Below are 22,494 nucleotides of genomic sequence, written 5' to 3'. Positions count from 1 at the left end.
ACCCGCTAGCGACTCAACGCGCCAGCAACAACGCGTTCGTCCGCTTCACGAAGCTAGCCGGATCTTCGAGCACTCCGCCCTCCGCCAGCATCGCCTGATCGAACAGCAGATGGCACCAGTCGCTGAAATTCGCGTCGTCGGCCTTGAGCGCCTTCACCAGCGGATGATCCGGGTTCACCTCCAGAATCGGCTCCGCCTGCGGCGCCTTCTGCCCGGCCGCCTTCAACATGCGCTGCAAGTAACCGCTCATGTCGCCCTCGTCGGCGACCAGGCAACTCGGCGAATCCGTCAGGCGGAACGTAAGCCGCACGTCCTTCGCCTTGCCTTCGAGCGCTTCCTTCATCTTCTCGACGAGCGGCTTCATGTCTTCGCCGATCTTCTCCTGCTGCTGCTTCTCCTCGTCGTTGAGCGCGCCCAGGTCGAGATCGCCGCGTGCGACGCTCGCCAGCGGCTTGCCGTCGAACTCGTTCAGGAACGACAGCATCCACTCGTCGACGCGATCCGTCATCAGCAGCACTTCGACGCCCTTCTTGCGGAACACTTCCAGATGCGGGCTGTTCTTAGCGGCCTGCCAGTTGTCGGCGGTGACGTAATAGATCTTCGTCTGCTCGGGCTTCATGCGCGAGATGTATTCGGCGAGCGATACGTTCTGCGCGTCGCTGTCGTTATGCGTCGATGCAAAGCGCACCAGCTTCGCGATGCGTTCGCGATTGCTGAAGTCCTCGCCGATGCCTTCCTTCAGCACCTGTCCGAACTCGTTCCAGAAGGTCTGATACTTCTGCTTGTCGGCGTCTTCCGTCGCTTCGGCGGACGAAGTCGCGATCTCTTCCAGCATCGACAGCACGCGCTTGGTCACGCCTTCGCGAATCGCCTTTACGTCGCGGCTTTCCTGCAGGATTTCGCGCGAGACGTTAAGCGGCAGATCGGCGGAATCGACCACGCCCTTGACGAACCGCAGATACGCCGGCAGCAACTGCTCGGCATCGTCCATGATGAAGACGCGCTTCACGTACAGCTTGAGGCCGCCGCGATGCTCGCGGTTCCACAGATCGAACGGCGCATGCTTCGGCACATACAGCAGTTGCGTGTACTCGCTGCGGCCTTCGACGCGGTTATGCGTCCATGCGAGCGGTTCGTCGTGATCGTGCGAGATGTGCTGATAGAACTGCTTGTACTGCTCGTCCGTGATGTCGTTCTTCGGGCGCGTCCACAGCGCGCTCGCCTGATTGACGGTCTCGTCCTCGTCCTTCTCGACCATCTCGCTCTTCTCGGCGTCCCATTCGTCCTTCTCGACCATCTCGCTCTTCTCGGCGTCCCATTCTTCCTTCTTCATCAGGATGGGCAGCGCGACGTGGTCCGAATACTTCTGGATGATCGACTTCAGTCGATACGACGACAGCAGTTCGTCCTCGTCCGCGCGCAGATGCAGCGTGATGGTCGTGCCGCGTTGCGCGCGCTCGATGTCCTCGATCTCGAAGTCGCCCTCGCCCGCGCTCGTCCAGCGCACGCCCTGGTTCGCCGGCAGACCGGCACGGCGCGTCTCGACCGTGATCTTGTCCGCGACGATGAAGCCCGAGTAAAAGCCCACGCCGAACTGGCCGATCAGCGCAGCATCTTTCTGCTGGTCGCCCGAGAGCTTCGAGAAGAATTCCTTCGTGCCCGAACGCGCGATGGTGCCGAGATGCGAAATGGCCTCGTCGCGGCTCATGCCGATGCCGTTGTCGTCGATGGTGACGGTGCGCGCGGCCTTGTCGAACGAAATGCGGATACGCAGTTCGGGATCGTTCTCGTACAGCGCGCTGTTCTCGATGGCCTCGAAACGCAGCTTGTCGGCGGCGTCGGACGCGTTCGAAATCAGCTCGCGCAGGAAAATTTCCTTGTTGCTGTACAGCGAATGGATCATCAGGTGCAGAAGCTGCTTCACTTCCGCCTGAAAGCTCATGGTTTCTTGCGCCATGGTCGGGTCCTCTAAGTTGGGTGTCGTCAATGCTGTCACGCCGCCGGGCTCGCGTGGCGCTGCCCGGCGAATTTGTCCGATATGAGGACGGTCCAAACCTTTTCAAGAGCCGATGCCGATGCGCTTCGCTAAGATGCGCATCCCGAATCATCGAGACGACCGACATGCTTGCGCCGCACCCGCCCGATCGACGCGCCCGTCCGCTGACGCCGAACGAAATCGCGATCGCGCGTCTCGTCTTCCGCGATGCGATCGACTATTCGACGGTCCGCGTCCACGCGCGGCCGTATCTGCCGTTCGGGCTGCAGCCCGCGCACACCGCGATGGCGCCGAACGGCAGCCTCTATTTCCCGCCGGCCTGCCATCAGGATGATTTCGCCGCCTGCGGCATCTCCGATCAGATGTGGTTCATCCACGAGATGACGCACGTCTGGCAGTTTCAGCTTGGCTATTGGGTGCGCACCCGCGGGGCGATCCGCATCGGGCTGAATTACGGCTACACGCTCGGCGCGGGCAAGCGCCTGTCCGACTACAATATGGAAGCGCAAGGCAACCTGCTCGCGGATTACTTCGCGCTGCGTTTCTGCGACGCCCAGAGCCGGCTGTACGAACGGCGTTACCGCCACACGCCCGATGCGCTCGCGCTCTATGAAACCGTGCTCGGGGGTTTCATCGACGCGCCGTCCGATCGCCGTCATCTGCCGAAACGCCGCGCCGCGCGACTTTCTCCAGATGGCTCGAGATGAGCCCGGGCAGCGCCGGATCGCCGCAATTGGCGATATTGAAGCGCATCCACGTCGTCGGCGACTGCTGCGGCGAAAACAGGCTGCCGGGCGTCAGCAGAAAGCCGGCTTCGTGACCCGCCGCCGCGAGGCCTTCGGAATCGACGCCTGCATCGGCCCATAGGAACATGCCCGCGTCGGGCGTCGTGAACAGCCTCAGGCCGGTCCTTTCCAGCATGCGCGCGGTCTTGTCGCGCACGCCGTCGAGCCGCCCGCGCAAGCGCTCGACGTGCCGCCGGTAATGTCCCTCGGTCAGCACCTTGTAGACGACGCGCTCGTTCAGCTCCGGACTCGTCATGCCGACGAGCATCTTCTGGTCGGCGAGCGCCTTCGCCACGTCCGCCGATGCCGCGATATAGCCCACGCGGAGATTCGCCGCCAGCGTCTTCGAGAAACTGCCGAGAAAGATCACGCGCTTCAGTTGATCGAGCGATGCCAGGCGCGTCGCGGGATAACCGGTCGGGCAGAGATCGCCGTAGACATCGTCCTCCACGACGATGAAATCGTACTGCTGCGCGAGTTGCAGGATGCGGAACGCCTGCGCGGCCGTCAGCGACGTGCCGGTCGGATTGTGCAGCACCGAATTGATGATGAGCATCTTCGGCCGCCACGTCGCGACGAGCGTTTCGAGGGCGTCGAGATCGGGACCATCGGGCGTGTACGGCATGCCGACGAGCCGCGCGCCCTGCGACGCGAAGCGCCCGAACATCTGAAACCACGCCGGATCGCCGACGATCACCGCGTCGCCCGGCTTAACGTAAAGTCGCGCGATCAGGTCGATGGCCTGCGTGATGCCCGACACGAGCACCAACTGCTGCTCCGACGCGCCGATCTCCAGTTCCGCGAGCCGCGTCTGCAATTGCTGGCGCAGCGGCAGGAACCCTTGCGGCGTGCCTAAGCCGAGCATCTGCGCGCCGGAAAGCCGGCTCATCGAGCGCAGCGCATTCGTGATGAGTTCGCCGTCGAGCCAGCGGCCCGGCAGATAGCCGAGGCCCGGTCCCTTTTCCGGACTCGCCGTATGCAGCATGTTGCGCAGCAGCCAGACGACGTCGATGGCGCTCTGCACCGGTTCGCTCTGCGCCGCCACGCCCGCCGCCGGCGACGCCGACACGATACGGTCGCGCACGTAGAAGCCCGAGCCGCGCCGCGAGTCGAGATAGCCGTGCGCGACGAGCCGCTCATACGCTTCGACGACGGTGAAGCGCGACACGCCCTTGTCGACGGCGAGCTTGCGGATCGACGGCATGCGCATGCCGGGGCGAAACACGCGTTCGTCGATACGCCGCCGGCCCCATTGAACCAGTTGATCGACGAGCGTGAGTTGCGTGGCGTCGTGCGGGGCGGGAATCAGATCGAGCGGGACGGACATGGCGGTTCCTCGCGGGTTCCTGATGAGCAGTGCAGACGTCGTCGGCTGACGAACTGTACCGAATCCAATCTGGCCGATTGTACCGTTACTGTTCTGGTCATTACCGTTACATTTTCCGTTCCGGCGACCGGACGGCAAGGCTTCTCGCCCCGGTTGGCGAACGGTTATGCTAACGCCCCGACTTCGCTCCATCCGTTGACCATGACCGCTCATCCGCTAAAACTTGACCATCTCGTGATCGCCGCGCGCACGCTGGACGAAGGCGCGCAGTTCGTCGCCGCGAAGTTCGGGGTCGAGTCCGAGCCCGGCGGCGCGCATCCGCTGATGGGCACGCACAATCGGCTGCTTGGCCTGTGGGGCGGCGCATACGTCGAAGTGATCGCCGCCGATCCGGCCGCCGCGCCGCGCGAAGCGCCTCGTCCCCGCCTCTTCGCGCTCGACGATCCCGCGATGCAGGAACGCCTCGCGAGCGGCCCGCAACTCGTCCACTGGGTCGCGCGCGTGGACCGGCCGAAGTCGCTCACGCGCTGGCGCGAGCAGTATCCGGAGCGCATCGCGCCGGTCGTGGCGATGTCGCGCGGCGGCAATACCTGGAATCTCACCGTTCCCGACGACGGCGCGTTCCCCGCATGGCAGGCCGCCGGCGATGGCGTGCTGCCGTCACTGATTCAGTGGGACACGCCGCGCCATCCGGGCGATGCGCTTCCCGCCACCGGCATCGCGCTGCGCGCACTGACGGGCTTCCATCCGAACGCGGATGTCATCGCGGAACAGCTTGCGTGGCTCGGAGCGTCGCATCTGATGCGCGTCGAATCGACGGCCGGCGCGCCGGTGCTCGTCGCGGAATTCGAACTGCCGGACGGCTCGACGCTGACGCTCGGCGAAGCGGCGGAAGCCGCCGAAGCCGCGCGGCGCGCGCAGCAGGACGTCGCCAAGCGCCGCCGCGTCAAGAGCAAGAAAATCGAGGATGCGCAGGCGGAACCCGAACTGCCGCTTTCACACGACACACCCGACTGAGCGCCCGGCGCGCTGCAATAAAAAGGAGACGCCGCACCATGAAGACCTGCGAAACCGAAGGCATGCTGCTTGGCCTGATCGGCGTCGTCATTTTCAGCCTGACGCTGCCGATGACGCGCATCGTCGTGCAGGAAGTGCATCCGCTTTTGAACGGCCTCGGGCGTGCGCTTGTCGCGGCGATTCCGGCGGCGCTGCTGCTCGCGTGGCGTCGCGAAAAGCTGCCGACGTGGCCGCAAGTCAAGAGCCTGGGCGTAGTCGCGCTGGGCGTGATCATCGCGTTCCCGGTGTTTTCCGCCTGGGCGATGAAAACCGTCCCCGCCTCGCACGGCGCGGTAGTCAACGGCCTGCAGCCGCTGTGCGTCGCGATCTATGCCGCGTGGCTTTCGCACGAACGGCCGTCGAAGGCCTTCTGGGCAAGCGCGGTGGCGGGCAGCGCGATCGTCGTCGCGTTCGCGTTGCAGGCGGGCGGCGGCGGTCTTCAGGCGGGCGACCTGCTGATGCTCGTCGCGGTCGGCATCGGCGCGCTCGGTTATGCGGAAGGCGCGCGGCTCGCGCGTCAGATGGGCGGCTGGCAGGTCATCTGCTGGGCGCTTGTGCTGTCGGCGCCGTTTCTGCTGCTGCCGGTCGGCTGGCTCGCGTGGGCGCATCATGCGGCGCATCCGGAGCCGCTCGCTCTGCGCACCTGGCTCGCGTTCGGCTACGTGACGCTCTTCTCGCAGTTCATCGGTTTCTTCGCGTGGTACGCGGGCCTTGCGATGGGCGGCATCGCCCGCGTCGGCCAGGTGCAACTGCTGCAGATCTTCTTCACAATGGCGCTCTCCGCGCTCTTCTTCGGCGAGCACGTGAGCGCGTCGACGTGGCTGTATGCGGCGGCCGTCATCGTGACCGTCGTGCTGGGCCGCAAGACGGCGGTGCGCGCCGCGCCGGCAGCGGTCGCGACGCCGGCAGCGCATCCGGTGACGGCTGCCCGCCACGCCAAGTGACGCAGTGACGCGCCCGGGCGATAATCGCTGTTTGCGCGTCCCTCGTCACGCGATACCCAGAACCAAACCCAGAGACAACCGAGGCACTTCATGAATCAAGCCGATCTCCGCGCCACGCCGTGGCAACTTTCCGAACGCGCCCGCAAGCTCACCAGTTCGGCGATTCGTGAAATCCTCAAGGTCACGGAACGGCCCGAAGTCATTTCTTTCGCGGGCGGGCTGCCTTCGCCGGCGACGTTTCCCGTCGAGCAGATGCGCCACGCGTCCGAGCGCATCCTCCGCGACCAACCGGCAGCGGCGCTCCAGTACAGCGCGACCGAAGGCTTCATGCCGCTGCGCGAGTGGGTGGCCGCGCGCTATTCGGTGAACGGCGCGACGATCCGCCCGACGCAAGTGCTCATCACGACCGGCTCGCAGCAGGCGCTCGATCTGCTCGGCAAGGTGCTCGTCGATCCGGGCAGCCGTGTCCTCGTCGAAACGCCGACCTATCTCGGCGCGCTGCAATCGTTCTCGATGTTCGAGCCCACTTACGTGCAGGTGCCGACGGACGAATCCGGCCTGATTCCCGAGCGGCTCGATGCCGCGCTCGTCGCGAACGCGCGCCTGCTGTACGCGCAGCCGAATTTTCAGAATCCGACGGGCCGGCGCCTGCCGCTCGAACGCCGCCGCGCACTCGCCACGTTCGCAAACGAAGCCGCGTTCCCCGTCATCGAAGACGATCCCTACGGCGCGCTCGACTACGCCGGCGCCCCGCTTCCGACGCTACTCTCGATGGCGCCCGATCACATCGTGCATCTCGGCTCGTTCTCGAAGGTGCTCGCGCCGGGCTTGCGCGTGGGCTACATCATCGCGCCCGAGGAATTGCACTTCAAGCTCGTGCAGGCGAAGCAGGCCACCGACCTGCACACGCCGAGCATCACGCAGCGCATCGTGCATGAAGTCGTGAAGGACGGCTTTCTCGACGAGCACGTGCCGACCATCCGCGCGCTGTATCGCGATCAATGCGCGGCGATGCTCGCGGCGCTGGAACGTCACATGCCGGCGGGCGTCGAATGGAACCGGCCGGAAGGCGGCATGTTCGTATGGGTCAAGCTGCCGCAGCAGATCGATTCGATGAAGCTGCTCGAGCAATCCATCGCGCAGAACGTGGCCTTCGTGCCGGGCGGCCCTTTCTTCGCGAATCATGCCGAACACAACACGATGCGCCTTTCCTTCGTCACGGTGCCGCCCGCGACGATCGACGAAGGCGTCGCGAAGCTCGGCGCGCTGATTCGCGCGAGCCTCTGAATCTCTGCAACGCAATCAAGGAGCAACGATGGCATCGAACGTGTATGACAAGCTGAAGGAACTGGGCATCGAATTGCCCGTCGCGGGCGCGCCGGCCGCCGCCTACGTGATGAGCGCGCAAAGCGGCAACACCGTTTATCTGTCGGGGCATATCGCGAAGAAGGACGGCAAGGTGCACGCGGGCAAGCTCGGCGCGGACATCGCGACCGAAGAAGGCAAGGCCGCCGCGCGCAGCGTGGCCATCGACCTGATCGCGACACTGCATGCACACACGGGCGACCTGAACCGCGTGAAGCGCGTCGTGAAAGTGATGAGCCTCGTCAACTCGACGCCCGATTTCACCGAGCAGCACATCGTGACGAATGGCGCATCGGAACTGATCGCGGAAGTGTTCGGCGATGCCGGCAAGCACGCGCGCTCCGCATTCGGCGTCGCGCAGATTCCGCTCGGCGCGTGCGTCGAAATCGAGCTGATCGCCGAAGTGGGCTGAGCGCGGCTGCATCGATTCCAGCGAAACCCGACGTGTCCGCGCGTCGGGTTTTTTTTCGACCCCTCCCTTTCTCGCGCATGACCTTATCCACTCGCACCGTCCGCTTCAAACAGGTCGATGTCTTCACGTCCGTTCCGTTCAGAGGCAACCCGCTCGCCGTGATCTTCGACGCCGACGATCTCACGACCGAGCGCATGCAGGCCATCGCGCGCTGGACGAATCTGTCGGAGACGACCTTTATCCTGCGCCCGACCGATCCGCGCGCCGACTATCGCGTGCGCATCTTCACGACGGCGACGGAGCTTCCCTTCGCCGGGCATCCGACGCTCGGCACGGCGCACGCGCTGCTCGAAAGCGGCTATGCGCCGAAGGTGCCGGGCACGCTCGTGCAGGAGTGCGGTGTCGGGCTGGTGAGGCTCGCGAAGCGTGCCGACGCGCAATGGGCGTTCGCCGCGCCGCCCGCGCGCATCGCGCCGCTCGACGACGATCAGCAAAAGCGTCTCGCCGATGCGCTCGCGCCCGTGGCCATCGACTTCAGCGCGCCGCCTTGCGCGGTCGACAATGGCGTGCCGTGGCTCCTCATCCGCTTGCGGGACGCGGCGCAATGCCTTGCGATGACGCTGTCGCCCGCCGCGCGGCAGGCGCTCACCGCGCTCGTCGCGGAAGTGGGCACGCATGGAATCGTCGTCTACGGTCCGCACGACGGCGGCGCGCCCGCGACGTTCGAACTGCGCACGTTGCTGCTCGGCGCGGAGAACATCGAGGACCCGGTGACCGGCAGCGCGAACGCGGCGCTCGCCGTGCTGCTGACGGCGCAAGGCAAGCGCCCCGGCGATGCCTATACGGTGCGTCAGGGCACGGCTCTCGGTCGCGAGGGTCGCGTCAGCATCGCCTACGACGATCGCGCGAACGGCGCGCCGGTATGGATCGGCGGCGATTCCGTGACGGTCGTCGACGGTACTTTCCGCTTCTGAAACAATGACCTGCGTGCGCAGGGCGTAAACCCCGACGCCGCGCCGTTGCCCTTCCTTAATTCGTGCGCCTTCAGTACTATCCGAACATTGGGGACCGGATGACAAGCGCGGCGGGCGGCGATCGGTATGAATCGCCACCGGCACAATCAAGGCGTCATCACCCGAACGCAATCCCGCGAGCGCGCCAGCCGGATGGGCGCGGCATCAGGTTTCCCGGTCCCAAGGCGCGCAGACTACGCTCGATTGATCCGTTTCGGGGAACGCCTCAGCACATGCATCACCCTTTACATTTCGCGCGGTCGCCGGCACGGCGGGCGCCGTGCGGCGTTTTTACCTCAGGCGCTTTATGAAGCGTGCGCGCTCCCACGCAGCAACCGATTCCCGCGCGAGCGCCCCGGCCATCCGGCGGCGCCGCGCGCTGCTCGCGATTCCGGTGCTCGGCACGCTCGTGCTCGGCTTGCTGTGGGCGGTGATCTTCGCGCGCCTGTCGGTCGAGCGCGACGCGACCACGCATGAGTCGACAGCCTCCGCCGCCATTCTTTCTTCGGCGCTCGAACAGCACACCATCAAGGCGATCCATCAGGTCGATCAGATCACGCGGTTCGTCAAGTACGAATACGAGAAATCGCCGGGCGACTTCGATCTCGCCGCCACCGTCGACAAAGGCGTCGTGCAGAGCGATACGCTCGTGCAGGTCTCGCTGATCGGCGCGAACGGCAAGCTGGTCGCGAATACGTCGGACCGGCGGCCGAAGCCGATTGACCTGTCGGATCGCGAACACTTCAGGGTGCACGTGCATTCCAACGACGACCTGCTCTACATCAGCCGCCCGGTGCACGGACGCCTCTCCGGCAAGTGGACGCTGCAAATCACGCGGCGGCTCAATCATCCGGACGGATCGTTCGCGGGCGTCGTGGTGGTTTCCGAAGATCCGACTTACTTCACCAACGACTTCTACAACGTCGCGTCGATCGGGCGCGAAGGCGTGATCGCCGTCGTGTCGGACAACGGCGCGGTGCTCGCCCGTAGCGCGGGCGGCACGCTGACCGAACGCCCGTCGCCCGGCGCCGTCACGAAAGGGAGCGCGAGTAGCGACGCGGCGCCCGCTCAGGCGGAATTCAGCGCGAGCGGCGTCTACCCCACTTCGGGCCACGCATCGGGCATTTACGTCGATCCGATCGACCACGTGAAGCGCATCGTGTCGTACCGGCATATCGACGGCTATCCGCTCGGCGTGCTCGTCGGTTTGTCGGAGCGCGAGGAGTTCGCCGACTATCACCACACGCGCAACGTCTATCTGCTGATGGCGAGCTTCATTTCCCTCGCGATGCTCGGCTTCTTCGCGGTCGCGACCGGCCTGATCGGCAAGCTGCTCGGCCGCGAACGCGAGATGACGCATCTCGTCGAATACGACTTGCTCACCGGCCTGCGCAACCGCTATTCGACGCTGCGCGCGTTGCGGCAGGACGTGGCGCAGACCGAGAACATCGGGCGGCTCGCGCTGCTGTTCATCGACCTCGACAACTTCAAGACCGTCAACGACACGCTCGGCCACAACGCCGGCGACATCGTGTTGCAGATGACCGCCTCGCGGCTCGCGGAGACGGTGGGCAACAGCGGGACCTTGTCGCGCATCGGCGGTGACGAGTTCGTGGTCGTCGTCAAGGGGGACGATGTCGAGCAGCGCGCCGTCACCCTCGCCAACGACATCGCAACGATGTTCGCGACGCCCTTCGACGTGCGCGGCAGCGCGTTCGTGCTGCATGCGAGCATCGGCATTGCGCTGTTTTCCGTGTCGAACGAAAGTGAAATCGACCTGTTGAAGAAAGCGGACCTCGCCATGTACAGCGCCAAGGACGCGGGCAAGAACTGCTATCAGTTCTATTCGCCGCAGTTGTCGCATCGCGCGGATCACCTGATGAAGTGGGAGCAGCAACTGCGCGTCGCGCTGACGGAGGAGCAGCTGTTCCTCGTGTATCAGCCGAAGATCGATCTGGCGCGCCGCTGCATCACGGGATTCGAGGCGCTCGTGCGCTGGAACCATCCGCAGCACGGACTGATACCGGCCATCGAGTTCATTCCGGTGGCGGAATCGACGGGGCTGATCGTCGCGGTCGGCGATTTCGTGATTCATACCGCGTGCGCGCAACTCGCCCAATGGCAGCGCGAGGGTTATTCGGGGCTGTCGCTCGCGGTGAACATTTCGGCGGTGCAGTTCTGGCGCGGCGATCTGCTGGAGACGGTCGCGCGCGCGATCACGTCGAGCGGCATTCCGCCCGACAAGCTCGAACTCGAGATCACCGAGACCGTGATGGTCGAATATCCGGAGCTGGTGGAGGAGAAGATCGTTGCGCTGAAGCGGCTGGGCGTGCGCATCGCGCTCGATGACTTCGGCACCGGATATTCGTCGCTGTCGTATCTGAACCGCTTTTCGGTCGATACGCTGAAGGTCGATCGCTCGTTCATCCAGGCGATTCCCGAAGACCGCAGCGTCTGCGTGATGGTATCGGCGATCGTGAATCTCGCGCGCTCGCTCGGGCTGACTGTCGTCGTCGAGGGCACGGAGCGCGAAGAGCAGATCGCGTGGCTGGCGGCGCTCGGGCCGGTGGAAGCGCAAGGCTTCCTGTTCTCCCGTCCGGTTCCCGCCGATGGCGTGCAGGCCCTGCTCGACCGCTTCGGCGTCTGCGGCTGGCCGGTCGGACGGACGGCGCGCGGGCGCAAGCATCCCGCGCTCAGCGACGAGCGCGGCGGCTGATCGGCGTCTGTCGCGGCTGCGCTCAGAAGCCGCGGGACAGGACCGCGGTTCCGATCGTGACGATCCCCAGCACGAGATTGACGACGACCAGCCGCCGGACGGTGCCGACGGCTCGTGCGCCATCGGGCCAGTTCTGCGCCTGCACTGCGCGGCGGATGCGCGGAAACACCCCGAAGCGGATGTGCCCGAAAATCAGCATCATCACGATGCCGAGGCCGGCCATCGCGTGAAGCGGCCAGGCCGCGTGACCGCCGCCGAATTGCGCGAGCAGGAAGCCGCCGGTGAGGAGGATGACGATGACCGCGCCCGCGACCCAGTTGAAGAAGCGCGCGAACACGGCTTCCCAAAGCGGCAGGCGCAACTGCGGCGCGAGATCGCCGAGCGCGGGACGCAGGCAGAAATGCGCGAAGACCATCCCGCCTATCCACACGGCCACGCCGAGCAGGTGAAGGAAAAGCGCGGCTTCGATGGCTTTGGTCATGGGGGTTCCGGGGAATCGATGTGACGGATGAAGGTTGGGCGTTCGACTAGGGTGCGGGCCGTCAGTTCCTGGGGAATGTGATTGGGGCTGTGGAGGAGGCGTTGGGTCGGCGGGGCGCGCTTGTCACCGGTATGGTTTTGGGCTTCTGATTACACGGATGAAGCGGACGAGAAACCTGTCCCATAAGCAGACTATCTCGCGCTCCGATTTCGAGTCTATTCCGATGGCTGAGAGCGAAGCGGGTACGTTCCAATCGCAGGTCGAATCCATCCGCCAATCAATAAGGAAACCAAAGGATGAGAGACGTGAAAGGGCGTGACGATTTCTCCGCGCTGCGCTTCTCGCCGACGATTACTACGGCACGTCCTTATCCCGCAATTGAACCGCCGCATCCCCGGCGCAGAACACCGCGCAACCCCCGCATCAAATCCAAAACCAAAAACGCCTCGCAACTCCCGCTGCGAGGCGCCTTTCAACCCCAACCCTACCCCTCAAAAACCGGCCGCATCTCACTGACCTTCAACGTCGTATCCGGCACGCGGCCCTTCCTCGCCCGCTTGCCGATATGCAGTTGCAACTGCGCCCCCGCGAGCTTCTCGTCTCTCACCTTGCCCCCGCGTCCCGTCCCCGTCAGCACGACGCCGCGCGAATCGATCGCCAGCGCCTGACGCAGCGTTTCCTTCGGATCGAGCGCCATCAGCGTGACGCCGCGTCCGCCGCCCGACAGCGTCTTCATTTCGTCCATGCCGAACACCAGCAGGCGGCCCATGCTCGACAGACACGCGACATGAGTCGCGCCCGGCACGACCGGCATCGGCGCGAGCGGCGTCGCGCCCTCGTCGATCGTCATGAACGCCTTGCCCGCCTTCACGCGGCTCACCATGTCGCCGATCTTCGCGATGAAGCCAAAGCCATTGCTCGATGCCAGCAACAACGGCTGATCCGCCGATGCCGCGAAGTAATGCAGCAGATGCGTGCCCGATCCCAGCTCGATCAGCGACGTCACCGGCACGCCATCGCCACGCCCGCCCGGCAGCGCCGCAACCGGCACCGAGTACACGCGCCCATTGCTGCCCCACGCGACGAGCGTATCCGGCGTGCGCGCCTGAAATGCCGCGTAGAGGCTGTCGCCGGCCTTGAACGTGAAGCCGGCGGGATCGAGCCCGTGTCCCTTCAGCGCGCGCACCCAGCCCCGTTGCGATACGACCACCGTCACCGGCTCATCGACGACACGCGCTTCGAACGTCGCGCGCGTCGCCTGCTGAATCAGCGTGCGCCGGTTATCGCCGTACTGCTTCGCATCGGCTTCGATCTCCTTGATGAGCAGCCGCTTCATCGCCGCATCGCTGTTGAGCAACTCTTCGAGCTTCGTCTTCTCGTCGCGCAACTCGGACAGCTCCTGCTCGATCTTGATTGCTTCGAGCCGCGCCAACTGACGCAAACGGATTTCGAGAATGTCCTCGGCCTGCCGGTCCGACAGTTTGAAGCGCGCAATCAGCGCCTGCTTCGGCTCCTCGGCTTCGCGGATGATGCGAATGACTTCGTCGATATTCAGGAAGACGATCATTCGCCCTTCGAGAATATGGATGCGGTCGTTCACCTTGTTCAAGCGATGCTGCGTGCGGCGCGTCACCGTCACGAAGCGGAAGCCGACCCACTCGTGCAGGATCTCGACGATGCCCTTCTGCCGTGGCCGGCCATCCGCGCCGATCATCACCAGGTTGATCGCCGCATTCGATTCGAGGCTCGTATGCGCGAGCAGCGAATTGACGAACTCCGTCTGATCGATACGGCTCGACTTCGGCTCGAACACGAGGCGCACCGGCGCGTCCTTGCCGGATTCGTCGCGCACGGTGTCGAGCAGACCCAGCAGCGTCTGCTTGGTCTGCAACTGGTCGGGCGTGAGCGTCTTCTTGCCGAGCTTGATCTTCGGATTCGTCAGTTCCTCGATTTCTTCGAGCACCTTCTGACCCGACGTATTCGGCGGCAGTTCGGTGATGACGAGTTGCCACTGGCCGCGCGCGAGGTCTTCGATCTTCCAGCGCGCCCGCACTTTCAGGCTGCCGCGCCCGCTTTCATATGCAGCGGAAATTTCCGCCTGCGACGAGATGATCTGCCCGCCGCCCGGAAAGTCCGGACCGTTGAGCTTTTCCATCACGCTCGCATGGCCGAGCTTCGGATCGCGAATCATTGCGACGGCGGCAGTGGCCACTTCGCGCAGGTTGTGCGACGGAATCTCCGTCGCGAGGCCGACCGCGATCCCCGACGCCCCGTTCAGCAGCAGGAACGGCAAACGCGCAGGCAAGAGCTTCGGCTCTTCGAACGAGCCGTCGTAATTCGGCATGAAATCGACCGTGCCCTGATCGATTTCATCGAGCAGGAGGCGCGCGATCGGCGTGAGGCGCGCTTCGGTGTATCGCATGGCCGCGGCGCCGTCGCCGTCGCGCGAGCCGAAATTGCCTTGCCCGTCGATGAGCGGATAGCGCATCGAGAAGTCCTGCGCGAGACGCACGAGCGCGTCGTACGCCGACTGGTCGCCGTGCGGGTGATATTTGCCGAGCACGTCGCCGACCACGCGCGCCGACTTCACCGGCTTCGCGGTGCTCGCGAGGCCCATCTCGCTCATCGCGTAGAGAATGCGGCGCTGCACGGGCTTTTGCCCGTCCGATACATCCGGCAGCGCGCGGCCCTTGACCACGCTCACCGCATAGTCGAGATACGCGCGTTCGGCGTAATCGCCGAGCGTCAGTTGGTCGCCGTCCGGTGCGGTCTGCGCGGCGAAGAGATCGTCTGTGATTCCCATCGAATTTCCGTTCTTGAAGCGTTGCGTCGGTTAAGCGTCAGATGTCCGCTTCGACTTCGTTGCCCTTCTCTTCGAGCCAGCTTCGGCGCGATGCCGCTTCGCCCTTGCCCATCAGCATCGTCATGCGCGACACCGTGAGATCGAAGCCGAGATCGCCCAGACCGACCGGCATCAGACGGCGCGTGTCCGGGTTCATCGTCGTGTCCCAGAGCTGTTCCGCGCTCATTTCGCCGAGACCCTTGAAGCGGCTGATGCTCCATTGCGTCTCGCGCACGCCGTCCTTGCGCAGCTTGTCGAGGATGGCTTCGAGCTCGCCCTCGTCGAGCGCATAGAGCTTCTGCGCGGGCTTCTTGCCGCGTGCGGGAGCATCGACGCGGAAAAGCGGCGGACGCGCGACGCACACATGGCCGCGTTCGATCAGTTGCGGGAAGTGCTTGAAGAAGAGCGTGAGCAGCAGCACCTGAATGTGCGCGCCGTCGACGTCCGCGTCCGACAGGATGCAGATCTTGCCGTAACGCAGATTCGACAGGTCGATCTGATCGTCCGGGCCATGCGGATCGACGCCGATCGCCACCGCGATGTCATGCACTTCGTTGTTCGCGAAAAGCCGGTCGCGCTCGGTTTCCCACGTGTTCAGCACCTTGCCGCGCAGCGGGAGGATCGCCTGAAACTCCTTGTCGCGGCCCATCTTCGCGGACCCGCCCGCCGAATCGCCCTCGACGAGGAAGAGTTCGTTGCGCGCAATATCCGTCGATTCGCAATCGGTCAGCTTGCCCGGCAGCACGGCCACGCCCGAGCTCTTGCGCTTCTCGACCTTCTGGCCCGCACGCGTGCGCGCCTGCGCCTGGCGGATCACGAGTTCCGCCAGCTTCTTGCCGTATTCGACGTGCTGATTGAGCCACAACTCCAGCGCCGGCCGCGAGAACGAGGACACGAGCTTCACGGCATCGCGGCTATTGAGACGTTCCTTGATCTGCCCCTGGAACTGCGGATCGAGCACCTTCGCCGACAGCACGAACGACACGCGTGCGAACACGTCTTCCGCAAGCAGCTTCACGCCCTTCGGCTGGAGGTTGTGAATTTCGACGAAGTTCTTGACCGCCTGAAAGAGGCCGTCGCGCAAGCCGGATTCATGAGTGCCGCCCGCGGGCGTCGGAATCAGGTTCACATACGATTCACGCATGAGCGGCCCTTCCTCGCTCCACGCGACGACCCACGACGCGCCCTCGCCTTCGGCAAAGGTCTCTTCGGTGTTCTTCGAGCTTTCGGCGTAGCGTTCGCCTTCGAAGAGCGGAATCAGCAGTTCGCCGCCGCCCATGCCTTCCAGCAGATAGCCGCGCAAGCCGTCTTCGTACTTCCACGTCTGACGCTCGCCGCTCTTCTCGATGACGAGCGTGACTTCGACGCCCGGCAGCAGCACCGCCTTCGAGCGCAGAAGCCGCTGCAGTTCGCCGAGCGGCAGATTGGGGGAATCGAAATATTTCGGGTTCGGCCAGGCGCGCACGCGCGTGCCGGTCTTCTTCTCGCCGCGATCGGCGGAGCGCACGGTGAGCTGCTCGATGACATCGCCGTTGGCGAACGCGAGTTGCGCGACCTTGTTGTCGCGCCAGACCGTGACTTCGAGCCGTGTGGCGAGCGCGTTCGTCACCGATACGCCGACGCCATGCAAGCCGCCCGAGAAGGTGTACGCGCCGCCGGCGGCCTTGTCGAACTTGCCGCCCGCATGCAGGCGCGTGTACACGATCTCGACGACCGGCACGCCTTCCTCGGGATGCAGGCCGAACGGAATGCCGCGGCCGTCGTCTTCCACCGACACCGAGTTGTCCGCATGCAGCGTGACCATGATCTGCTTGGCGAAGCCGCCGAGCGCTTCGTCGGACGCGTTGTCGATCACTTCCTGAATGATGTGCAGCGGATTCTCGGTGCGCGTGTACATGCCGGGCCGCTGCTTGACCGGCTCGAGCCCTTTGAGCACCTTGATCGATGCTTCGCTGTAACCGGCCGCCTTCGCGCTCATGGTGCGCTTCACGGGGACTGCTTCGGCCGCACTGGATTTTTTCGTGGACATAGCTGAACGTTGGTCCGGCATCGATGAACGCGCGGGAAAGGTCACTGTGCGTCTGCCCGGATGCCGGGAAATGCTTGATCGAATGCTCGATGATTGCCTGACGAAGCCGGCGTGAACGGACTGGGTCGCATGCACGGGCCGCGCCGCGCTAGGAGAATAGCGGTTTTCGCGGGCCGCGCCCATCTTGACGGCGGCCCCGAAGCCGTGCAAGCCCGGCTTACTTGCGCTTTGCTTCCAGCTCTTCCCATCGTTCCAGCGCGACGAGCAGTTCCTCTTCGATCGCCGCGTGACGCTCGGACAGCCGCGCGCCTTCCTTCGCGTCCGTGGCGAAGATTGAGCCATCTTCGAGCTGCGCGCCGATGCGCTTCTGCTCCTCCTCCAGTTCCGCGATACGCCCCGGCAGCGCTTCGAGCTCGCGCTGTTCCTTGAACGACAGCTTCACCGTGCGTTGCGCGTTGCGGCCCGCTGCACTGTCCTTCGGCGCGTCTTCCTTCGGCGCTTCGCGGGCGGTTTGCCGCGCCGCCTCCTCGGCGATGCGATCCGAACGTTCGCGCTGAACCTGCCAGTCCGAGAAGCCGCCGACATACTCGCGCCACTTGCCGCCGCCTTCCGCCGCAAACACCGAAGTGACGACGTTATCGAGAAACGCGCGGTCGTGGCTGACGAGCAGCACGGTGCCGTCATAGTCCGCGAGCAGTTCTTCGAGCAGTTCGAGCGTGGGAATGTCGAGGTCGTTGGTCGGCTCGTCGAGCACCAGCACGTTCGCCGGACGCGCGAAGAGCCGCGCCAGCAGCAGGCGATTGCGCTCGCCGCCCGACAGCGACCGCACCGGCGAGCGCGCGCGTTCGGGCGCGAACAGGAAGTCGCCGAGATAGCTCATCACGTGCTTCTTCACGCCGTTCACTTCGACCCATTCGCTGCCGGGACTGATGGTGTCCGCAAGCGACTTGTCGAGATCGAGTTGCGCGCGCATCTGATCGAAATACGCGGTCTGGATGTTCGTGCCAGTGCGAACGCTGCCTTCGTCGGGCTGAAGTTCGCCGAGAATCAGCTTGAGCAGCGTGGTCTTGCCCGCGCCGTTCGGCCCGACAAGACCGACCTTGTCGCCGCGCATCACGGTGGCCGTGAAGCTGTCCACCACCGTGCGCTCGCCATAGCGCTTCGTCACATCGGTCAGTTCCGCGACGATCTTGCCGGACTTCTCGCCCTGCCCGACATCGAGCCTTACGTTGCCCTGCACGTTGCGGCGTTCGGCGCGTTCGTTGCGCATTTCGACGAGCCGCGCGATGCGTCCGACGCTGCGCGTGCGCCGCGCCTCCACGCCCTTGCGAATCCACACTTCTTCCTGCGCGAGCAGCTTGTCGAACTTGGCCTGCTCCACCTGCTCGACTTCCAGTTGCTGCGCCTTCCGAACTTGATACGCGCTGAAATTGCCGGGATACGACAGGAGGCGTCCGCGATCCAGTTCGACGATGCGCGTCGCCACGCGATCCAGGAACGCGCGATCGTGCGTGATGAAGAGCAAGCCCGTGCGCAAGGTGACGAGCAAATCCTCCAGCCAGCGGATGCCTTCGAAGTCGAGATGGTTGGTCGGCTCGTCCAGCAACAGCACGTCCGGCTGCACGACGAGCGCCCGCGCCAGCGCGACGCGCTTTCTCATGCCGCCGGAGAGCGAGCCTGCGCGCGCGTCGCCGTCGAGGCCGATCTGCGCGAGCGTCGTCGCCACGCGCGTGCGCCAGTTCCACGCGTCGCGGGTGTCGAGTGCGGACTGCAGCGCGTTCATGCGGGCGAGCAGCGCGTCGTGCTCCGCGCCTTCGGGCGTGTCCGCAAGGCGATGCGCGACGCTGTCGTATTCGTCGAGCAGCGAGCGCGCATCGGTGAGACCGGAGGCGACGACATCGAACACGGAGGCGTCGAGATCGAACTCGGGTTCCTGGGGCACGTAGACGGTCGACAGCTCGTTCTGGCGCGTGACGAGACCATCGTCGGGCGCGGCGAGCCCCGCGACGATCTTCAACAGCGACGACTTGCCCGCGCCGTTACGGCCGATCAGTCCCACGCGCTCGCCCGCTTCGAGCGAGAAATCCGCGTGATCCAGCAATGCGACGTGACCGAACGCAAGCTGTGCGTCCGAAATGGAATAAAGCGACATGGGGATGAATGCGAACGAACGGTGAACGATACGCCAGTCATGGCGATACCGTGGAAGCGGCCATTGTACCGATGTTGACCGGCGCGTTCGGCCGCTTCTCTGCGCATCGGCCGAATGGCCGATGCCTCGCGGCTACTTCACGTGAACCTTGATCGTCTGCGCCATCTCCGGCCCATACGAGCGATGCGCGCCGTCGCCGAACTGCATCGTCAGCGTGTGATCGCCGGGCGGCAGCTTCACGTCGGCCTCGGTCTGGCCTTTGCCGTAGTGAAGCGACGTATCGCTGGCCGGAATCACGGTGCCCTTGGGCAGCGGGCCGCTGTCGATCAGCAGATGATGATGGCCCGTGCCTTCGGTCATCGTGCCGGCCGGCGCGATCTTCATGCCTTCGACGGCGAACTTGACGTGAACCGGACTGGTGACGGTCGCGCCGTCCTTCGGCTCGACGAAGCTGACGTGCGATTGCGCGTGAGCCGCGCCCGGGAAAGCGGTGAGCGCGAGCGCGCCCGACAGCGCGGCGGCGCAAAACATGTTTTTGAGCATCGTATTCTCCTGGTCGATGGCAGCCACAAACCGCGACCAAGCATACACCGCTCCGCGCGTCGCGGATCGGGAACGCGCCCGCCGATTCGGGTAAGATGCCGGCTCGCCGGATGCCGCGCGCCATGCGCGGCGCGGGCGGCCTGTTTCCATTTTCAGATCAAGAGTTTGTCGTGAGCGAAGTCATCGAATACAAAAGCTGGGTGTGCCTGATTTGCGGCTGGGTCTATAACGAGCAAGACGGCCTGCCGAACGAAGGCATCGCGCCGGGCACGCGTTTCGCCGATATTCCCGCCGACTGGCGCTGCCCGGAATGCGACGTCGGCAAGGAAGATTTCGTCGTCGTCGAGTTCTGATGTCATGGCGTCGCTGCAAACGCGACGCCTTCCCTAGCGCGCCACCGCGATCAGCTCGCGGCTCGTTGCATCCACCGGCGCGCGATTCCAGTCCCCGTACCAGTCGATGTGCGCAAATCCGGCCTGCGTGAGCAGTTCCGCGAGTTCGTCGCGGCTGCGAAAACGCAGCTCGCTTTGCGCGCTCGATGTCTCGTCACTCTCGCTGAAGCGATAGTGCGTCGTGAACGCGACGCGGCTCGTCGCGTCCGGGTCGGGCGCTGCATGCCGCTCCTGCCATACCTCGACGATGCGTCCATCGGCGGCGCGAACGCGTCGCAACGAACGCGCCGGCGTCCAGTCCTCCCACGCCCGCGCGGCCGGGTTGCGGCTGTCGAACGCGATCCGCCCGCCGGGCCGCAGTGCGCGCCGCGCGGCGACGAGCGTCGCGAGCAGCGCGGCATCGTCGAGGAAGATCTGCGCGACGTGGCCCGTCATCACGAGCAGGTCCGCCGCGCCGACGAACGGCAACGCCGCGGCATCGCCTTCGATCCACGTCACGCGGTCGCCGTGCGGCCTGCCCCGCGCGATGCGCAGCATTTCCCGCGACGGATCGATGCCGGTCACGCGATACCCGCGCTCCGCCAGTTCGCATGCAAGCAGTCCCGTGCCGCAGCCGAGATCGACGACATGCCCCGCCGATTCGGCCAGCGTCGCGTAGAACGCGGTATCGGGACCGGCGGGATTGAGCGCGTCGTAAAGGGCGACGATGCGCGGGTCGGAATAGAGCGTGGAGGACGTCATCGGCTTTGATAGCCGAGCGCTTCGCGCATTGGCTCGCTGTGAATCATGATCGGTCCGGAGAATGGCGTATCGAGATCGAGAATGACGAGCACGGCGGACGCAATCGACAGCGCGCCGAGCGTGATCGTCACGAGGGACAGCGCGTTGCGCGGCGCGATCAGCCCGAAGCACAGAAAGATGATCAGCAGCCAGCCGACGAGAATCCGGTCGAACGGATAGGAAATGGAGCCGTGCGCTTCCTCTATCAGCTTCCAGCGCAGCGCGATGAGTTGCTCGAAGCGCGTGGCGGCGTCGTCGGCGAGCTTGTGGTGATAGGCGTCGGCGGGTTCCAGAAGCCGCACCTGACGTTGAGCGCGTTCGAGCATCTCGCCGAGCGCGCGGCTCGCGAGCTTGCCGCTTGCATGTGGCGACGCTTCGACTTTGGGATAGTAATCGCCGGGCGGCGGGGCTTCGGCGGGCCAGGTGCTCGCGACGGCCGCCGCGGTGTAGGCGCGCAGCAGCGCACGGGTGGCGTCGAGGTCCGCGCCGTAGTCGCGCATCATGTGATCGAGTTCGATGATCGCGGCGGCGTAGCTGCGCACGTCGTTATCGGTGGTATCGAAAACCGTTTTCGCCGATGCCGTCAGAAGGCCGAGCACGAGCGCCGCGAACGTCACCAGCATGCCGACGACCAGCTGCACGAGTTGCACGGTCTCCTGCGCCTTGTGTTCCTCGGGCAAGAGCGGCCGCACGACCACGCCGACGCCGGTACTGGCGAGCAGCAGCACGAAGACGAGCACGGCGGATTGAATTTCGGTCATGCAGGCATGAGCCGCGAGGCGCGATGAGGAGTCGACGCATTATGAGGGAATTCGGCGGGCGCGTTCCATGTCGCCGGAGCTTCGGCGCATCGGGGCGTGCGATGGCGCGGCGGGCGAAGCGGGCGCAAGAAGAAGCGTGAAGGTGTGGGAGGTGCTGCTGTGCTTCGTGGACACAAGCCGATGAAGCATCGTGATGGTCCCCCCGGCAGGAATCGAACCTGCATCTAGCGCTTAGGAGGCACTCGTTCTATCCATTGAACTACGGGGAGCGGACCGTGCGACTCGCCTGGGTGGCGAGAGCGCAGAGTATAGCAAAACGCTCCTCTGAATCGGGATCGGCCTGCGCGGCCGGATTAAGGGTTTGTGCCTATCAATTTTCGCCGTGCGATGCCGCCATCGGAATAATGGACCTTATTCCCCACATCAAGCCGCACGGCGCATTCTCCGCATTGCTGGCCGATCAGGACCTCGCGCACCTGCAAAGGGTGATGCGCCGTTCGTTGTCGTGCGATCTCGGCGGCCCGTTGCTGCCGCTCTCGTACTGGCGCGAGCGGCTCGCCGCCATCACGCGGCAGGCACATCTCTCGCCCACGCAGATTCAGACCGTGCATCGGCTCTATCTGTACATCGATGCCTACGAAGCCCAGTCTTCGGCATCCGCCGACGAGCCCGTCGCCATCTCAGCCGCACGAGTCAATGCCGATGCCTGAGCCACCAGTCGCGCAGCGGATGACGCCGCTCGCGCGCGTGCATCGGTTCGCGTGGACGAGCGTCGATTCGCCAGTCCTGCGCAAACAGCACGATGCCGAGCGCAGCGAGTCCCGCAACGCCGATCAAAACGCTGGTCAAGTCCGTCATGGCGCTCTCCCGCTATCGATTGCCATGATTCAATGATAGTCA

General features: G+C 65.0%; 19 protein-coding genes and 1 tRNA gene. 9 read left to right on the top strand and 11 right to left on the bottom strand.

The window, feature by feature from the left end:
* Positions 1-13: 13 nt before the first annotated feature.
* Positions 14-1,957 carry a molecular chaperone HtpG gene (gene htpG / locus BG57_RS05425; RefSeq protein ID WP_035960750.1) on the bottom strand — a complete coding sequence of 648 codons (1,944 nt, stop codon included), beginning with the start codon at positions 1,955-1,957 and terminating at the stop codon, positions 14-16.
* 164 nt (positions 1,958-2,121) lie between these two features.
* On the opposite strand from htpG, the gene BG57_RS05420 reads away from it, so the two are divergent.
* On the top strand, positions 2,122-2,703 hold the full coding sequence (locus BG57_RS05420) for a hypothetical protein (RefSeq protein ID WP_035960749.1): 582 nt from the start codon (positions 2,122-2,124) through the stop codon (positions 2,701-2,703).
* On the opposite strand, the gene BG57_RS05415 is transcribed toward BG57_RS05420, so the two are convergent.
* Entirely contained in the window at positions 2,627-4,108 is a 1,482-nt protein-coding gene (locus tag BG57_RS05415; protein ID WP_035960747.1) for an aminotransferase-like domain-containing protein, read from the bottom strand. The two genes, BG57_RS05420 and BG57_RS05415, sit on opposite strands and share 77 nt — an antisense overlap.
* A gap of 201 nt (positions 4,109-4,309) precedes the next feature.
* On the opposite strand from BG57_RS05415, the gene BG57_RS05410 reads away from it, so the two are divergent.
* The 6 genes from BG57_RS05410 (at position 4,310) to BG57_RS05385 (ending at position 11,614) form a co-directional block, all read left to right on the top strand.
* The gene (locus tag BG57_RS05410) at positions 4,310-5,125 is read left to right on the top strand and encodes a VOC family protein (RefSeq protein ID WP_052005636.1); all 816 of its coding nucleotides are present in this window, start codon (positions 4,310-4,312) and stop codon (positions 5,123-5,125) included.
* 38 nt (positions 5,126-5,163) lie between these two features.
* A complete protein-coding gene (locus BG57_RS05405) occupies positions 5,164-6,108 on the top strand; it encodes a DMT family transporter (RefSeq protein WP_035960746.1) in 945 nt (314 codons plus the stop codon).
* A 90-nt stretch (positions 6,109-6,198) separates the two neighbouring features.
* Positions 6,199-7,395, top strand: coding sequence for an aminotransferase-like domain-containing protein (locus BG57_RS05400; RefSeq protein WP_035960745.1), 1,197 nt, complete (start codon positions 6,199-6,201; stop codon positions 7,393-7,395).
* 28 nt (positions 7,396-7,423) lie between these two features.
* Positions 7,424-7,885 carry a RidA family protein gene (locus BG57_RS05395; protein WP_035960744.1) on the top strand — a complete coding sequence of 154 codons (462 nt, stop codon included), beginning with the start codon at positions 7,424-7,426 and terminating at the stop codon, positions 7,883-7,885.
* 77 nt (positions 7,886-7,962) lie between these two features.
* Positions 7,963-8,859 carry a PhzF family phenazine biosynthesis protein gene (locus BG57_RS05390; RefSeq protein ID WP_035960743.1) on the top strand — a complete coding sequence of 299 codons (897 nt, stop codon included), beginning with the start codon at positions 7,963-7,965 and terminating at the stop codon, positions 8,857-8,859.
* Positions 8,860-9,205: 346 nt separating this feature from the next.
* Positions 9,206-11,614 (top strand): putative bifunctional diguanylate cyclase/phosphodiesterase, encoded by a 2,409-nt coding sequence (locus BG57_RS05385; RefSeq protein ID WP_035960740.1) that lies wholly within the window; start codon positions 9,206-9,208, stop codon positions 11,612-11,614.
* Between the two features lie 22 nt (positions 11,615-11,636).
* On the opposite strand, the gene BG57_RS05380 is transcribed toward BG57_RS05385, so the two are convergent.
* The 5 genes from BG57_RS05380 to BG57_RS05360 form a co-directional block, all read right to left on the bottom strand.
* The gene (locus BG57_RS05380; RefSeq protein WP_035960739.1) at positions 11,637-12,095 is read right to left on the bottom strand and encodes a CopD family protein; all 459 of its coding nucleotides are present in this window, start codon (positions 12,093-12,095) and stop codon (positions 11,637-11,639) included.
* A gap of 484 nt (positions 12,096-12,579) precedes the next feature.
* Complete coding sequence (parC, locus tag BG57_RS05375; RefSeq protein ID WP_035960738.1) at positions 12,580-14,898, bottom strand: DNA topoisomerase IV subunit A; 2,319 nt, start codon at positions 14,896-14,898, stop codon at positions 12,580-12,582.
* A gap of 37 nt (positions 14,899-14,935) precedes the next feature.
* A complete protein-coding gene (locus BG57_RS05370) occupies positions 14,936-16,915 on the bottom strand; it encodes a DNA topoisomerase IV subunit B (RefSeq protein WP_035960737.1) in 1,980 nt (659 codons plus the stop codon).
* 268 nt (positions 16,916-17,183) lie between these two features.
* Complete coding sequence (locus tag BG57_RS05365) at positions 17,184-19,118, bottom strand: ATP-binding cassette domain-containing protein (RefSeq protein ID WP_035960736.1); 1,935 nt, start codon at positions 19,116-19,118, stop codon at positions 17,184-17,186.
* A 132-nt stretch (positions 19,119-19,250) separates the two neighbouring features.
* Entirely contained in the window at positions 19,251-19,661 is a 411-nt protein-coding gene (locus BG57_RS05360) for a DUF4399 domain-containing protein (RefSeq protein ID WP_035961156.1), read from the bottom strand.
* A 170-nt stretch (positions 19,662-19,831) separates the two neighbouring features.
* Here BG57_RS05360 and BG57_RS05355 point away from each other — a divergent pair, with 170 nt between their 5' ends.
* A complete protein-coding gene (locus BG57_RS05355; RefSeq protein WP_035961154.1) occupies positions 19,832-20,014 on the top strand; it encodes a rubredoxin in 183 nt (60 codons plus the stop codon).
* A gap of 33 nt (positions 20,015-20,047) precedes the next feature.
* Here the strand turns inward: BG57_RS05355 and BG57_RS05350 are convergent, their stop codons facing one another.
* The 3 genes from BG57_RS05350 to BG57_RS05340 all read right to left on the bottom strand — a co-directional run bounded on the left by BG57_RS05350 (position 20,048) and on the right by BG57_RS05340 (position 21,863).
* Positions 20,048-20,794 (bottom strand): class I SAM-dependent methyltransferase, encoded by a 747-nt coding sequence (locus BG57_RS05350; protein ID WP_035960735.1) that lies wholly within the window; start codon positions 20,792-20,794, stop codon positions 20,048-20,050.
* Positions 20,791-21,594 carry a bestrophin-like domain gene (locus tag BG57_RS05345; protein ID WP_035960734.1) on the bottom strand — a complete coding sequence of 268 codons (804 nt, stop codon included), beginning with the start codon at positions 21,592-21,594 and terminating at the stop codon, positions 20,791-20,793. The genes BG57_RS05350 and BG57_RS05345 overlap by 4 nt, the downstream gene beginning before the upstream one ends.
* A 194-nt stretch (positions 21,595-21,788) precedes the next feature.
* A tRNA-Arg gene (locus BG57_RS05340) sits at positions 21,789-21,863 on the bottom strand.
* A gap of 135 nt (positions 21,864-21,998) precedes the next feature.
* Between BG57_RS05340 and BG57_RS05335 the strand changes: the two genes are divergently transcribed.
* Positions 21,999-22,304 (top strand): hypothetical protein, encoded by a 306-nt coding sequence (locus tag BG57_RS05335; protein ID WP_052005634.1) that lies wholly within the window; start codon positions 21,999-22,001, stop codon positions 22,302-22,304.
* On the opposite strand, the gene BG57_RS32930 is transcribed toward BG57_RS05335, so the two are convergent.
* Entirely contained in the window at positions 22,288-22,452 is a 165-nt protein-coding gene (locus tag BG57_RS32930; RefSeq protein ID WP_160174708.1) for a hypothetical protein, read from the bottom strand. The two genes, BG57_RS05335 and BG57_RS32930, sit on opposite strands and share 17 nt — an antisense overlap.
* Between the last annotated feature and the right edge of the window lie 42 nt (positions 22,453-22,494).

The sequence above is a fragment of the Caballeronia grimmiae genome, assembly GCF_000698555.1.
GTDB classification, from domain to species: Bacteria; Pseudomonadota; Gammaproteobacteria; order Burkholderiales; family Burkholderiaceae; genus Caballeronia; species Caballeronia grimmiae.
Note: the sequence above shows the minus strand (reverse complement) of the source record. Positions and strands in the feature narration are given on the sequence as shown.

What these genes read in the sequence shown, in the direction of transcription:
- BG57_RS05405 (WP_035960746.1), top strand. Translation starts at nt 5,164, where the DNA reads ATGAAGACCTGCGAAACCGAAGGCATGCTGCTTGGCCTGATCGGCGTC.
- BG57_RS05380 (WP_035960739.1), bottom strand. Translation starts at nt 12,095, where the DNA reads ATGACCAAAGCCATCGAAGCCGCGCTTTTCCTTCACCTGCTCGGCGTG.
- BG57_RS05365 (WP_035960736.1), bottom strand. Translation starts at nt 19,118, where the DNA reads ATGTCGCTTTATTCCATTTCGGACGCACAGCTTGCGTTCGGTCACGTC.
- BG57_RS05370 (WP_035960737.1), bottom strand. Translation starts at nt 16,915, where the DNA reads ATGAGCGCGAAGGCGGCCGGTTACAGCGAAGCATCGATCAAGGTGCTC.
- BG57_RS05420 (WP_035960749.1), top strand. Translation starts at nt 2,122, where the DNA reads ATGCTTGCGCCGCACCCGCCCGATCGACGCGCCCGTCCGCTGACGCCG.
- BG57_RS05395 (WP_035960744.1), top strand. Translation starts at nt 7,424, where the DNA reads ATGGCATCGAACGTGTATGACAAGCTGAAGGAACTGGGCATCGAATTG.
- BG57_RS05410 (WP_052005636.1), top strand. Translation starts at nt 4,310, where the DNA reads ATGACCGCTCATCCGCTAAAACTTGACCATCTCGTGATCGCCGCGCGC.
- BG57_RS05390 (WP_035960743.1), top strand. Translation starts at nt 7,963, where the DNA reads ATGACCTTATCCACTCGCACCGTCCGCTTCAAACAGGTCGATGTCTTC.
- BG57_RS32930 (WP_160174708.1), bottom strand. Translation starts at nt 22,452, where the DNA reads ATGACGGACTTGACCAGCGTTTTGATCGGCGTTGCGGGACTCGCTGCG.
- BG57_RS05350 (WP_035960735.1), bottom strand. Translation starts at nt 20,794, where the DNA reads ATGACGTCCTCCACGCTCTATTCCGACCCGCGCATCGTCGCCCTTTAC.
- BG57_RS05360 (WP_035961156.1), bottom strand. Translation starts at nt 19,661, where the DNA reads ATGCTCAAAAACATGTTTTGCGCCGCCGCGCTGTCGGGCGCGCTCGCG.
- htpG (WP_035960750.1), bottom strand. Translation starts at nt 1,957, where the DNA reads ATGGCGCAAGAAACCATGAGCTTTCAGGCGGAAGTGAAGCAGCTTCTG.
- BG57_RS05345 (WP_035960734.1), bottom strand. Translation starts at nt 21,594, where the DNA reads ATGACCGAAATTCAATCCGCCGTGCTCGTCTTCGTGCTGCTGCTCGCC.
- BG57_RS05385 (WP_035960740.1), top strand. Translation starts at nt 9,206, where the DNA reads ATGAAGCGTGCGCGCTCCCACGCAGCAACCGATTCCCGCGCGAGCGCC.
- BG57_RS05415 (WP_035960747.1), bottom strand. Translation starts at nt 4,108, where the DNA reads ATGTCCGTCCCGCTCGATCTGATTCCCGCCCCGCACGACGCCACGCAA.
- BG57_RS05335 (WP_052005634.1), top strand. Translation starts at nt 21,999, where the DNA reads ATGGACCTTATTCCCCACATCAAGCCGCACGGCGCATTCTCCGCATTG.
- parC (WP_035960738.1), bottom strand. Translation starts at nt 14,898, where the DNA reads ATGGGAATCACAGACGATCTCTTCGCCGCGCAGACCGCACCGGACGGC.
- BG57_RS05400 (WP_035960745.1), top strand. Translation starts at nt 6,199, where the DNA reads ATGAATCAAGCCGATCTCCGCGCCACGCCGTGGCAACTTTCCGAACGC.